The sequence below is a fragment of the Shinella zoogloeoides genome, from assembly GCF_020883495.1.
Taxonomy (GTDB): Bacteria; Pseudomonadota; Alphaproteobacteria; order Rhizobiales; family Rhizobiaceae; genus Shinella; species Shinella zoogloeoides.
The window spans coordinates 224,301-236,878 of the sequence record NZ_CP086611.1; the positions used below are offsets into that span (position 1 = coordinate 224,301).

At 68.2% G+C, this 12,578-nt stretch carries 11 protein-coding genes; 8 read left to right on the top strand and 3 right to left on the bottom strand.

What is annotated here, in order from left to right; all coding sequences use genetic code 11:
• Positions 1-92 precede the first annotated feature (92 nt).
• A complete protein-coding gene (locus K8M09_RS20640; protein WP_160787440.1) occupies positions 93-980 on the top strand; it encodes a LysR substrate-binding domain-containing protein in 888 nt (295 codons plus the stop codon).
• Between the two features lie 13 nt (positions 981-993).
• Here the strand turns inward: K8M09_RS20640 and K8M09_RS20645 are convergent, their stop codons facing one another.
• Positions 994-1,887, bottom strand: a complete 894-nt coding sequence (locus K8M09_RS20645; RefSeq protein WP_160787441.1) for a DMT family transporter — start codon at positions 1,885-1,887, stop codon at positions 994-996.
• Positions 1,888-2,006: 119 nt separating this feature from the next.
• Positions 2,007-2,405, bottom strand: coding sequence for a (R)-mandelonitrile lyase (locus K8M09_RS20650; protein ID WP_160787442.1), 399 nt, complete (start codon positions 2,403-2,405; stop codon positions 2,007-2,009).
• A 161-nt stretch (positions 2,406-2,566) separates the two neighbouring features.
• On the opposite strand from K8M09_RS20650, the gene K8M09_RS20655 reads away from it, so the two are divergent.
• Positions 2,567-3,754, top strand: coding sequence for an acetyl-CoA C-acyltransferase (locus K8M09_RS20655; RefSeq protein WP_160787443.1), 1,188 nt, complete (start codon positions 2,567-2,569; stop codon positions 3,752-3,754).
• 18 nt (positions 3,755-3,772) lie between these two features.
• On the opposite strand, the gene K8M09_RS20660 is transcribed toward K8M09_RS20655, so the two are convergent.
• Positions 3,773-5,248, bottom strand: a complete 1,476-nt coding sequence (locus tag K8M09_RS20660; RefSeq protein WP_160787444.1) for an NAD-dependent succinate-semialdehyde dehydrogenase — start codon at positions 5,246-5,248, stop codon at positions 3,773-3,775.
• A gap of 218 nt (positions 5,249-5,466) precedes the next feature.
• Between K8M09_RS20660 and K8M09_RS20665 the strand changes: the two genes are divergently transcribed.
• The 6 genes from K8M09_RS20665 to K8M09_RS20690 all read left to right on the top strand — a co-directional run bounded on the left by K8M09_RS20665 (position 5,467) and on the right by K8M09_RS20690 (position 12,380).
• The gene (locus K8M09_RS20665) at positions 5,467-6,126 is read left to right on the top strand and encodes a TetR/AcrR family transcriptional regulator (protein WP_229342481.1); all 660 of its coding nucleotides are present in this window, start codon (positions 5,467-5,469) and stop codon (positions 6,124-6,126) included.
• Between the two features lie 221 nt (positions 6,127-6,347).
• On the top strand, positions 6,348-7,601 hold the full coding sequence (locus K8M09_RS20670; RefSeq protein WP_160787446.1) for a sarcosine oxidase subunit beta family protein: 1,254 nt from the start codon (positions 6,348-6,350) through the stop codon (positions 7,599-7,601).
• A gap of 9 nt (positions 7,602-7,610) precedes the next feature.
• Complete coding sequence (locus K8M09_RS20675; protein ID WP_160787447.1) at positions 7,611-7,895, top strand: sarcosine oxidase subunit delta; 285 nt, start codon at positions 7,611-7,613, stop codon at positions 7,893-7,895.
• A complete protein-coding gene (locus K8M09_RS20680; RefSeq protein ID WP_160787448.1) occupies positions 7,876-10,683 on the top strand; it encodes a sarcosine oxidase subunit alpha family protein in 2,808 nt (935 codons plus the stop codon). Before K8M09_RS20675 ends, K8M09_RS20680 begins: the two co-directional genes overlap by 20 nt.
• Positions 10,655-11,206 carry a sarcosine oxidase subunit gamma family protein gene (locus K8M09_RS20685; RefSeq protein WP_229342482.1) on the top strand — a complete coding sequence of 184 codons (552 nt, stop codon included), beginning with the start codon at positions 10,655-10,657 and terminating at the stop codon, positions 11,204-11,206. Before K8M09_RS20680 ends, K8M09_RS20685 begins: the two co-directional genes overlap by 29 nt.
• A 58-nt stretch (positions 11,207-11,264) precedes the next feature.
• Positions 11,265-12,380, top strand: a complete 1,116-nt coding sequence (locus tag K8M09_RS20690; protein WP_160787449.1) for a branched-chain amino acid ABC transporter substrate-binding protein — start codon at positions 11,265-11,267, stop codon at positions 12,378-12,380.
• The last annotated feature ends 198 nt before the right edge of the window (positions 12,381-12,578 follow it).

The window sequence follows — 12,578 nt, forward strand, 5'->3', positions numbered from 1 at the left end:
GACTCCTATTCATGTATGGCACTCACTATCGGCGCGATGGAGTGCGGATACAAACGAGAAGCATTCCTGTTTTCGATGAATGGATTTCATGAATGGTCAAGTTTCGCCATATCCCGCCGACCCAGTTCCTGAAGGGCTTCGAGGCGGCCGCGCGGCTCGAAAGCTTCAGCCGGGCGGCGGAGGAGGTCGGCCTGACGCAATCGGCCATCAGTCATCAGATGCGGCTGCTGGAAGGGCAGGTCGGCCAGCCGCTGTTCCTGCGCATCGGCCGGGAGGTGCGCCTGACGGATGCCGGGCGCGACTATCATCGCACGGTGCGGCGCTGCCTTGAGATGCTGGAGGAGGGCTATCGGCGGCTGGAGCCGTACCGCAAGCCCGGCAGCGTCGTCATCTATGCGCCCCGCGGCGTCGCGCGGCGCTGGCTCCTGCCGCGCCTGCCGGCGCTGAAGGCGGCCGCGCCGGCCTGCGAGCCGTGGCTGGACACCTCGGGCGCGGCGGTCGATTTCGAGACGATGGAGGTGGATATCGCCATCGTCCATGCCCACGAGCCGCCCGCCGGCTGCGAAAGCCTGCTGCTTGCGCATGACAGCCTGTCGCCCGTCGCCGGGCCGGCGCTCGCCGGCACGCTCCGCGAACCGGCCGATATTCTGAGTGCGCCGCTGATCCATGAGGAGGGGCCTGTCGGATGGGCCGACTGGCTGGCGCAGGCCGGCGTTGCTCCGGCCGCCGTGTGGAGCGGGGCGAATTTCAGCGACAGCGATACCGCGCTTACCGCGGCCGAGCTTGGTCAGGGCGTTGCGCTTGCCAGCCTGTTTCTCGCGCAGGACGCGCTGGCCGCCGGCATGCTCGTCCGGCCGTTCGAGGTAACGATGGAAACCGGGCGCGGCTGGTATGCGATATCCAGTCCGGTGCGGCTGAGGGACGAGGACGTGCGCGACGCCTGGCGCTGGCTGGCAACGATGGCGGCCGGGGAGACGTGAGCGCGGCGGCGCCTTAGCGGATGAAGAGCAGCCCCATGCCGACGACGACGAGGGCCGCGCCCGCCCAGGCCCCGGCGGCGGGGCGTTCGCCGGTCCTCAGCCAGAGCATGGGCAGGATCAGCGCGGGGGAGGTGGCCGACAGGGTGGAGACGATGCCGACCTTTCCGCCGGAAAGCGCAAAGAGCAGCAGCGTCATGCCGACGGCGAGGGCGATGAGGCCCGTAAGCGCGGTCATGGCCGCGACCTTCAGCGTCAGCGGTCCCTTCGGCTTCACGGAGGGGATCGGAAGCTGGAGGAGGATGCTGAGGCAGAAGGCGGCGATGCCGACGCGCAGCAGCGAGGCGAGCACGGGATCGATGCCGGTCGCCATGACCGGCCGTGCGACGATGGAGCCGATGGCCTGCCCCGTCGCCGCGCCGATGCCGAGGAGCACGCCGATCCACAGCGGCCCCTTGATCGCCTCCCATTGATGCATTTGCGCCCGGCGCTTGCCGAAGAGGATGGCGAGGAACACGCCCGCGGCCGTCACCGCGATGCCCGCCACCGCCAGCGGCGGCAGCGTTTCACCGAGCGCCAGCCAGCCGAGCAGCGCGGTGATCGGCGCATTGAGGGCGAAGAGGATGCCGGAGCGGCGCGGGCCGAGGCGGTTGAGCGTTTCGAACAGCAGCGTGTCGCCGATGAAGATGCCGATCAGCCCGGACAGGAGGAGCGGCCCGGCATTGGCCAGTTCCAGCTCGCGCCAGACGCCCGTGGCGAGCACATAGAGCGTCAGAAGCCCGGTGACGAAGATCTGGCGCGCCCGGTTGAAGGCCGGGGCGCCGAGATGGCTGGCCGGGCCGGCCGAAATCAGCCCCGTCACGGCCCAGCAGGTCGCGGCGCCCAGTGCTGCAAGTTCATGGATTGGCATGGTTTTCCGATATGTCGTCTGGCTCTGGCGACGGTTGCTCCGACCGCGCACCGTTTAAGCGCGGCCGGGCGGCCCGCGTCCAGCGCCGTTTCCGTCAATCAACAGGGTGTTCGCGTCATTCAGCCGGCGGCATAGTCGGCGTCGGTGACGTGCTCCAGCCAGTCGACGACCTTGCCGTCCTTGACCTCCTGAAGCGCGATATGGGTCATGGCGACGGTGGGGGATGCGCCGTGCCAGTGCTTTTCGCCGGGTGCAAACCAGACGACGTCGCCGGGGCGAATCTCCTCGACGGGTCCGCCTTCGCGCTGCACGCGGCCGAGGCCCGAGACGACGATGAGCGTCTGCCCGAGCGGGTGCGTATGCCAGGCGGTCCGCGCCCCCGGCTCGAAGGTCACCTGCGCGCCCTGGACCCGTTCGGCGTCGAAGGGGTTGCAGACGGGGTCGATGCGGACGGTTCCGGTGAACCAGGCCTCCGGGCCTTTCGCGGAAGGGCGCGTTCCTGCGCGTAGAATGTCCATTGGCTCTCTCCTGTCGCTCGATGTGCCGGCCCGGTCTCTGGATAGCAGCGGGAGACCTGCGAGAACAGCCCGCACATCGTCAGGGCCGGTCGGATATGGTAGAACCGGCCGGAAGGCGGCCGTCAGGGCCGCGCCGAAACGATTGTGCGGGAGATATCGACATGGCGCTGGAGGATCCGATCGTCATCGTCGGTTCGGCCCGCACCCCGATGGGCGGATTTCAGGGCGATCTCGGGAGCGTCGCCGCGCCGGAACTCGGGGCGGCCGCGATCCGCGCCGCGCTGGCGCGCAGCGGCCTTGCGGCGGAGGCCGTGGAGGAGGTCGTGTTCGGCTGCGTGCTGCCGGCCGGTCAGGGGCAGGCGCCGGCCCGTCAGGCGGCGCTCGGCGCGGGCCTGCCGTTTTCTGCCGGCGCGACCACCGTCAACAAGATGTGCGGCTCGGGCATGAAGGCAGTCATGCTAGCGCATGATCTCATCGCCGCCGGCAGCACCTCGTTCGCTGTCGCCGGCGGCATGGAGAGCATGACGAACGCGCCCTATCTGCTCGACCGCGCCCGCGGCGGCTACCGTATCGGGCATGGCCGCATCCTCGACCACATGTTCCTCGACGGGCTGGAAGACGCCTATGACAAGGGTCGCCTCATGGGCACCTTCGCCGAGGACTGCGCCGAGGCCTACCAGTTTACCCGCGCGGCGCAGGACGACTACGCCATCGCCTCCCTGACTCGCGCCCGCCGGGCTATCGAGACGGGCGCTTTCGATGCCGAGATTGTGCCTGTCATCGTGAAGGCCGGGCGTGCGGAGGCTGTCGTCAGTCAGGACGAGCAGCCCGGCAAGGCGAAGCTGGAGAAGATCGCAACGCTGAAGCCGGCCTTCCGCGAGGGCGGCACGGTGACCGCGGCGAACGCTTCCTCGATTTCCGACGGCGCGGCCGCGCTGGTGCTGATGCGCCGCTCCCGGGCCGAGCGGGAGGGCCTTGCCCCGCTTGCCACTATCGTCGGCCATGCGAGTCATGCGCAGGCACCCCATCTCTTCGCGACCGCGCCGGTCGGTGCGCTGCGAAGGCTTGGCGAGCGCGCCGGCTGGAAACTCGGGGATGTCGACCTCTTCGAGATCAACGAGGCCTTTGCTGTCGTCGCGATGGCGGCGATGCGCGACCTCGACCTGCCGCACGACAAGGTCAACGTCCATGGCGGGGCCTGCGCGCTCGGCCACCCCATCGGCGCATCGGGCGCTCGCGTGCTCGTCACGCTGCTGGCCGCGCTCGAGCGTCACGGCCTGAAACGCGGCATGGCGACGCTGTGCATCGGCGGCGGCGAGGCGACTGCCGTGGCGGTCGAAAGGCTGTAAGCCGTTGCGGGCGGCGTATCAGATGCCGCCCATGCAGAGATATTTCATCTCCAGATAGTCCTCCAGCCCGTGGCGGGAGCCTTCGCGGCCCATGCCGGACTGCTTGACGCCGCCGAAGGGGGCGGCCTCGGAGGACATGCGCCCGGTATTGATGCCGACCATGCCGTATTCCAGGGCCTCGGCGACGCGCCAGACGCGGCTGAGATTGGAGGCGTAGAAATAGGCGGCGAGGCCGTAGATCGTGTCATTGGCCTCGCGCACCACCTGATCGGCATCCGTGAAGCGGATGATGGGGGCGAGCGGGCCGAAGGTCTCCTCCTGCGCGATGCGCATGTCGCGGGAGATGCCGGTGAGCACGGTCGGCGCGAAGAAGGTGCCCGCACCCGCGATGCGATTGCCGCCGCAGCGGATGCGCCCGCCCTTTTCCACGGCGTCGGCGACATGGGCCTCGATTTTGGCGAGCGCCCGCCCGTCGATCAGCGGGCCGATGGCGGTGTCCGGCGCAAAGCCGTCGCCGACGGCGAGCGTGCCGACGCGGGCGGTGAATTTCTCGGCGAATTCGTCGTGGACGCCGGCCTGCACATAGAGCCGGTTCGCCGAAACGCAGGTCTGCCCGGCATTGCGGAACTTTGCCTGGATCGCGCCGTCCACGGCCGCGTCGACATCGGCGTCGTCGAAGACGATGAAGGGGGCGTTGCCGCCGAGTTCCAGGCTGAGCTTCTTCACCTGGTCGGCGCATTGCCGCATCAGGAGGCGGCCCACTTCCGTCGAGCCGGTGAAGCTGATCTTGCGCACCTGCGGATTGAAGCAGAGTTCGCGCCCGACGCCGTCCCCCTCGGCCGCATAGACGAGGTTGACCACGCCGGCCGGAAAACCGGCCTTGTCGGCGAGCGCCACCATCGCGCCCGCCACCAGCGGCGTCTGCTCCGCTGGCTTCAGCACCACGGTGCAGCCGGCTGCCAGTGCCGGCGAGATTTTTCGCGCGACCATCGAGGCCGGGAAATTCCAGGGCGTAATGGCGCCGACGACGCCGATCGGCTGCTTGATGACGATCATGCGCCGGTCGCGCGAGGGGGCCGGGATCGTCTCGCCGTAGACGCGGTTCGCCTCCTCGGCATACCATTGCAGATAGGCGGCGGCGTGCGAGACCTCGGATTTCGCCTCGGCGAGCGGCTTGCCCATCTCGGCGGTCAGGATGGCCGCGAGGTCGTCCGTATGGCGGACGATCAACTGGTGCCAGCGCCAGAGCGTGTCGGAGCGCTCGCGCGCCGTCAGGCCGGCCCATTCGGCCTGCGCTTCGCCGGCCTTGTCGATGGCGGCCCGGGCGCCGTCCACGCCCATGTCGGGAATGTCGGCCAGATGCTCGCCGGTGGCGGGATTGACGACCGCGAAGGTGGGTGTGCCGGCGGCAAGGCCGAGCCAGGCGGGATCGGCGATCGCCTCGAACAGTTCGGGGTTCTTCAGGCGGCGGATGAGGGTGTGCGACAGGGCCAAGCGGTGTCCTCCCGATGAGGCGTCATTGACGAAGCAATAGGAGACCAGCCGCCCGCCTGCAATCGGGACGAGGCATTGAAACCGTCTCGGAGACAATATCGTCGGTTGCTTCGAGGGCCGGGCGGCATGAGATGGCGGCAAACTTGATATTGCCCCTGCTTTCAGCAAGATGGCCGGTAGGCCAGGGGATGGCGACGGGTTCGTTCGAAGGAGGGGCGGTGGGCGCTGGATCGGGAAAAGGGAAGCGCGCCGTCGCCGCGCAGGCGGCCGGGCGGATGACGCGGGAGGCTTGGGTCGAGGCGGGCGTTGCGGCGCTTGTCGAGGAGGGCATCGCCAATGTGAAGATCCAGACCATCGCCAGGAGGCTGGCCGTTTCCCGCTCCAGCTTCTACTGGTTCTTCGCGGATTTGCAGGACCTGCAGAAGGAACTGCTCGCCCACTGGCTTTGCAAGAACACGAGTCCCATCCTCGAGCGCGCCCTTCGCCCGGCATCCACCGTGACGGGGGCCGTGTGCCATATCTTCGAATGCTGGGTGGACCCGGCGCTTTTCGATCCACGCCTCGATGCGGCCGTGCGCTCCTGGGGGCAGGTGGACGCGGCGATACGCCAGGCCGTCGATCAGGCGGACGATCAGCGGGTCGAGGCGCTGACGCATATGTTCTCGCGCTATGGCTATGCCGCCGAGGAGGCTTTCATCCGGGCGCGGGTTCTCTATTTCACGCAGATCGGCCACTACACGCTCGGCATGCGCGACGACCGCGAAATGCGCCTGCGCCTCCTGCGCGCCTATCTTCTCAGTTTCACCGGGCGACAGGCCTCGGACGACGAGGTCGAGGCCTTCGCGGCGCTGATGCGGCGCGTTCAGCCCGGCGACTGACGTCGCTTTCCGTTTCGCCGGCATGGCCCGGAACGCGCCGGCTGCCGTCGGCGGGAAGCCCCTGCCGCAATCTTCTGGACATAAGTGTCCAGAAGCGCTAACGATAGCCGCAGACCGGATGCATGGCATCTTCCTTCATTCCCGGGGTAGCGCATGAAGCAGCACTTGGCCGCGCCGTTCCACCGCCGTCCGCCGTCCCGCGCGGCGAGGGGCATCCTGCGATGACGCGGCATTATTCCGCCTTCTCGCTCCTCAAGGAGGGGCTTTCCGGCCAGAAGGGCTGGCAGCAGGCCTGGCGCTCGCCCGAGCCGAAGCCGCGCTACGATGTTCTGATCATCGGCGGCGGCGGACATGGTCTGGCGACGGCCTATTACCTTGCCCGCACGCACAATATCCGCAACGTCGCGATCATCGAGAAGGGTTGGCTCGGCGGCGGCAATACCGGGCGCAACACGACCGTCGTGCGCTCGAACTACTTCTTCCCGGAAAGCACGGCGCTCTACGATATGGCGCTGCGTCTCTACGAGACGCTCGGCCGCGACCTCAACTACAACATCATGCTGTCGCAGCGCGGCATCGTCACGCTGGCCCATTCGGAGGCCGAGATGGAAATGGCGGCGCGCACCGTCAACGCCATGCAGATCAACGGCACGGACGCCGAACTGTTCGGCATCGAGGACGTGCGGCGGGTGCTGCCGTTGCTGAACGTTTCGCCTGGCGCGCGCTATCCGGTGTTCGGCGGCGTCTGGCAGGGCAGGGCCGGCACGGCGCGGCACGATGCGGTCGCCTGGGGCTATGCCCGCGCGGCCGACCGGCTGGGCGTCGATATCATCCAGTCCTGCGAGGTGGAGGAATTCATTGTCGAGGGCGGGCGATGCCGCGGCGTGAAAACCAGCCGGGGCGAGATCCGCGCCGAGCGGACGGGTATGGTCGTTGCGGGCCATTCCTCGAATCTCGCGGCGAAGGCCGGCTTCCGCCTGCCCATCACGTCCTATGCCCTGCAGGCCTGCGTTTCCGAGCCGGTGAAGCCCGTGCTGGACACCGTCGTCCTGTCCCCCGGCACCGGCACCTATGCCAGCCAGTCGGACAAGGGCGAACTGGTGCTCGGCGGCGCGCTCGACCGTGTGCCTTCCTATGGCCAGCGCGGCAACCTGCCGGTGCTGGAGGAGGTCGTCGCCGGCCTGCTTGAAATGTTCCCGAGCTTCCGCCAGCTCCGGCTGATGCGGCAATGGGCCGGCATCGTCGATGTGACGCCGGATTCCTCGCCCATCCTCGGGGAAAGCCCGCTGCCGGGCCTCTTCCTCAACTGCGGCTGGGGAACCGGCGGCTTCAAGGCCATCCCGGCCGGCGGCACGCTGCTCGCCCACCTGCTGGCGACAGGAAAACACCACGATGTCAGCCGCCCCTTCGATCTAGACCGTTTCGCCCGCGGCCGGTTGATCGACGAGGCGGCCGGCTCCGGCATCGCGCACTAGGAGGCGTCCATGCAGCTTTTCCCATGCCCCTTCTGCGGACCGAGAAGCGAGAGCGAATTCCATTTCGGCGGCGATGCCGGCAATCATCGCCCGGAAGGTTTTCGCGCCGTGACGGATGGCGCCTGGGCGGCCTATCTCTACGAGCGCGACAACCTGCGCGGGGCGGCAAACGAGATCTGGATGCACATGGCCTGTGGCGAGGTGTTCCGCATGGAGCGGGACACCGTGAACCATCGCGTGGCAGAGGCCTTCGCACTCGGACAGGGAGGCGGCGATGACGGCATGGCGCACTGAAGGCGGCACCGCGCTCGACAGGTCGCGGCCGCTTTCCTTCACCTTCGACGGCCGCACGGTCGAGGGCTTTGCCGGCGACACGCTCGCCTCGGCGCTTCTGGCCGGGGGCGTTCGCGTGCTCGGCCGCAGCTTCAAGTATCACCGCCCGCGCGGTCTCTGGGGCGCGGGCGTCGAGGAACCGAACGCGCTGGTCGACATCGCCGGCGGCATGCCGAACACGCGTGCCACGCTGGCGCTCGCCGCCCATGGCATGACCGTGCGCAGCGTGAATGCCGAGCCGAGCGCGCAGAAGGATCGCCACGCTTTCCTCGATGCGTTCTCGCGCTTCATCCCGGCCGCCTTCTACTACAAGACCTTCATGTTCCCCGACTGGCATCTCTTCGAGCCGCGCATCCGGCAGATGGCGGGTCTCGGGACGGTGGATGCGGCAGTGGACGCCCCTGCCTTCGCCGAGCAGGTAAACCGTCATTGCGACGTGCTGGTGGTTGGCGCGGGGCCTTCGGGCCTTCTTGCCGCCCGCACGGCGGCGCGCGCGGGAAAACGGGTCGTGCTCTGCGACGATGGCCGTGAGGCCGGCGGCAGCCTGCTTTTCCGCGAAGCGACCATCGAAGGCCGCCCCGGCGCCGAATGGGCGCGGGACGTGGCGGCGGAACTGGAGCAGGCCGGCGCGCTGGTGCTGACCGGCACGACGGCCTTCGGCATCTACGATCACCGCCTCGTCGGCCTTAGCCAGAAGGTGGCGGAGGGAGCGTCGGATCGGTTGTGGCGTGTCCGCGCGGCGTCGATCGTGCTTGCCACGGGCGCCATCGAGCGGCCGTTGCCCTTCGGTGACAACGACCTCCCGGGTGTCATGTCCACGGAAGCCGCATTGGTCTACCTCCGTCGCTTCGGCGTCGTTTCGGGCCGCAGGATCGTCGTCGCTACAAACAATGGCCTCGCCTACGAGACCGCGCTGGCGCTTGCGGCGGCCGGTGCGGAGGTGACGGTCGTCGATTATCGCGCCGATGCCCCCGTGCCTGCCGGGCTGCGGGTGCTGAAGGGCGTGACCGTCGCGGCCGCGCTCGGCCGTGGCACGGTGACCGGCGTCAGGCTTTCCGACGGCACGGTGATGGAAGCGGATGCGGTCCTCGCCTCGGGCGGCTTCACGCCGACCGTGCATCTCTTCTGCCAGGCGCAGGGCAAGCTGGACTGGCGCGACGATATCCTCGCCTTCGTTCCCGGCCGCCCCGTCGAGGGCGTCGAGGTGGTGGGCGCGGCGGCCGGGCGGTTCGCTCTGCCAGCGGCGCTTGCCGGCGATGCGGCGCAGGACCTCGGCATCGTTGCGGCCTGGCCGAAGCCGGGCGCGCGCGAGCGCGTCTGGATCGACCTGCAGAACGATGTCACGGCCAAGGATGTGGAGCTTGCGGTGCGGGAGAATTTCGTCTCCGTCGAGCACCTGAAGCGCTACACCACGCTCGGCATGGCGACGGATCAGGGCAAGACTTCCAATGTCAACGGCCTCGCCCTGATGGCCGAGCTGACGGGCCGGCGTATCCCCGCCGTCGGCACGACGACCTATCGACCGCCCTTCACGCCGGTTCCCTTCGCCACCTTCGCCGGCGCGCGGTCCGGCACGCGCATGAACCCGCTGCGCCGCCTGCCGCTCGAACGGGAGCATCGCGCCGATGGCGCCGTGTTCCGCGCCTATGGCGGCTGGCTGCGGCCGGCTTTCTACGGTCCCGGCGAACCCGACGAGTGCATCCAGGCGGAGGCGAAGGCCGCACGCGAGGGCGTTGCGCTCTTCGACGGTTCGCCGCTCGGCAAGATCGAGGTCATCGGGCCGGATGCCGCCCGGTTCCTCGATTTCATCTACTACAACACCATGTCGACGCTGGCGCCCGGCCGCTGCCGCTATGGCTTCATCCTCACGGAAGGGGGCGTCGTCTACGATGACGGCGTGCTGGTCCGGCTCGACGAGAACCGTTTCGTCGTCTCCTGCTCGTCCTCGCATGTGGCGGGCGTGCATGGCCTGCTGGAGGAATGGCGGCAGGATCGTTTCGACAAGCGGCGGGTCTTCATCCATAACGCGACCGCCGAAATGGCGACGCTGACCGTGACCGGCCCGCGCGCAAGGGACCTCATGGAGGCGCTCGGCCTCGATCTTCCCCTCGACGATGCCTCCTTGCCGCACATGGCCGTGGTCTCCGGCCTGTTCGACGGCATGGCGGTGCGGATCGCCCGTGTCAGCTTCACGGGGGATCGGTCCTATGAGATTTCCGTGCCGGCCGACCGTGCCGCCGCGGTCTGGGCGCGGCTGCGGCAGGCCGGTAAGGCCTTCGGCGCGAGCCTGCTCGGTCTTGAGGCGCTGATGATCCTGCGGGCGGAAAAGGGCTATATCGTCGTCGGCAAGGATACCGATGGCACGAGCCGACCCATGGATTTCGGCCTTACCGCGCCGCTGGAGCGCAAGAAGGTGGAATTCCTCGGTCGCCGTTCGCTGGTCACGGAGGACGCCGCGCGGCCGGATCGCCGCCAGTTCGTCGGGCTGGAGGCGGTCGACGGTCTCGGGCTGCTGCCGACGGGCGCGCATGGCGTGGAGCGGGAGGCTGGCAAGCAGCGCAGCACCGGCTACGTCACATCGAGTTATTTCAGCCCCGTTCTGCAGAAGCCGATTGCGCTGGGGTTGATCGAGCGGGGCCTTGCCCGCATGGGCGATATCGTCGAGTTGCAGCATCTGCGGGAGACCAGGCGCGCGCGCATCGTCCCTTCCTGCGCCTTCGATGAGAGCGGGAGTCGCCTTCATGTTTGACCTTGCCCGCAAATGGCAGCCCGAGCCGGATTGGGCCGAGGCCCGCCTTACCGGCCCCAACTTGCAGGTCCGCGCGCTGGGACGTGTCGGACAGCGCCTCGTCAGCGGAGATGTGGAGGGCTTCCTCGCCCGCCACGATCTGGGCCGGGACATCGGCGCGCTGGGGCTGGCCCTCGGGGATCGTTATGCGGTGCGCGTCGCGCGCGACCGTCTGCTGACGGTCGGGCTTTCCGCCGACGAACTGCCCGACGGATGGCACGACGAAGGCTGCGCGGTCTCGACTGTCGGCGCGGCCCTGCATGTCTTCGAGGCCAGCGGCGCGGGTGTCCGCGACCTCCTGGCGCGGGCGGTGACGGTCGATCCGGACCATCCGGGACCGTGCGCCGCCATGCCGTTCGGCGGCGTGATGGCCGTGGTCTATCGGCACGGCGATGCCGGGACCTTGCGCATTCATGTCGACAGGGGGCTTGCCAGCTATCTGTGGGAGTGGTTCGAATGCCAGCCACTCCTTGCGCAGGGGTAGGAATTCATTCTGGAAGGAGCGACCCGCGCTGTTGCGGGCACAAAAGGGAGTTGAGGATATGAGACGCATTCTGATCATCGGCACGGCGCTTGGCCTGCTCATGGGCACGGCGGCCCGCGCGGAGGACCTGACCTTCGCCGTCGCCGGTCCGCTGACGGGGCCGCTCGCCACGATCGGCGACCAGTTCAAGCAGGGCGCGCAGGCTGCTGCCGACGCCATCAACGCCAAGGGCGGCGTGATGGGCCGCCAGATCAAGCTGCAGTTCGAGGACGACCAGTGCGATCCCAAGCAGGCGGTGTCGGTCGCCAACCGTATCGCCGCCGCCGGCATCAAGTTCGTCGATGGCCATGCCTGCTCCGGTTCGAGCATTCCGGCCTCGGCGGTCTATGCCGAGAACGGCACGCTGATGATGAGCCCGGCCTCCTCGAACCCGGTCATGACGGACGACGCGGCCGCCAAGGGCTGGACGAACATCATGCGCCTCTATACCCGCGACGATGCGCAGGGCGCCTTCATCGGCCCGTGGATCGCCAAGGAATATGCCGGCAAGAACGTCGCCGTCCTGCATGACAAGACGGCCTATGGCCAGGGCGTGGCCGACGCCGTGCGCACCACCATGAACGCCAGCGGCCTCAAGGAAGTGCTCGCCGAAGGCATCAATGCCGGTGAGAAGGACTACAACGCGCTCGTGACGAAGCTGAAGGACGCCAAGGTCGATGTCGTCTATTTCGGCGGCTATCACCCGGAAGCCGGTCTCATCCTGCGTCAGGCGACCGAACAGGGCTACAAGTTCCAGCTCATCATGCCCGACTCCATCGCCTCGCCGGAATTCTGGCAGGTCGCCGGCCCGGCCGGCGAAGGCACGCTGTTCGTCTTCCCCTCCGACCCGCAGGCCAAGCCCGAGGCGAAGGAAGCGGTCGAGAAGATCTCCGCCGGCGGCTTCAAGCCGGAAGGCTTCACGCTCTTCTCCTATGCCGTGATCCAGGCCTTCGCCCAGGGCGTCGAGCGCGCCGGCTCGGACGACCCGACCGAAGTCGCCAAGGCGCTGAAGGACGGCAAGCCCATCGATACCGTGGTCGGCACGGTCACCTTCGACGAGAAGGGCGACCTGAAGAACGCCAGCTACGACATCAACCGTTGGAGCAACGGCACCTACGCGCCGATCGCCAAGTAACGGCGCAAGCGAACGGGATCTGGAGAGGCCCGGCATATGCCGGGCCTTTTTCATGCGGATGCGCGACAGCGCAGCCATCGCCGCTCCGGGCAATGTCCCTTGGCCGGGTGGCGACGGAAAGGTCAACAAATCCTGAATGCCGTGCCTTGGAATTGCCTCCGGCACGCCGCGCTTTCTTTAAGTATTTTTGGATATAGA

Coding starts and splice junctions, on each gene's coding strand:
- K8M09_RS20670 (WP_160787446.1), top strand. CDS start 6,348: ATGACGCGGCATTATTCCGCCTTCTCGCTCCTCAAGGAGGGGCTTTCC.
- K8M09_RS20680 (WP_160787448.1), top strand. CDS start 7,876: ATGACGGCATGGCGCACTGAAGGCGGCACCGCGCTCGACAGGTCGCGG.
- K8M09_RS20675 (WP_160787447.1), top strand. CDS start 7,611: ATGCAGCTTTTCCCATGCCCCTTCTGCGGACCGAGAAGCGAGAGCGAA.
- K8M09_RS20650 (WP_160787442.1), bottom strand. CDS start 2,405: ATGGACATTCTACGCGCAGGAACGCGCCCTTCCGCGAAAGGCCCGGAG.
- K8M09_RS20690 (WP_160787449.1), top strand. CDS start 11,265: ATGAGACGCATTCTGATCATCGGCACGGCGCTTGGCCTGCTCATGGGC.
- K8M09_RS20655 (WP_160787443.1), top strand. CDS start 2,567: ATGGCGCTGGAGGATCCGATCGTCATCGTCGGTTCGGCCCGCACCCCG.
- K8M09_RS20645 (WP_160787441.1), bottom strand. CDS start 1,887: ATGCCAATCCATGAACTTGCAGCACTGGGCGCCGCGACCTGCTGGGCC.
- K8M09_RS20640 (WP_160787440.1), top strand. CDS start 93: ATGGTCAAGTTTCGCCATATCCCGCCGACCCAGTTCCTGAAGGGCTTC.
- K8M09_RS20685 (WP_229342482.1), top strand. CDS start 10,655: ATGAGAGCGGGAGTCGCCTTCATGTTTGACCTTGCCCGCAAATGGCAG.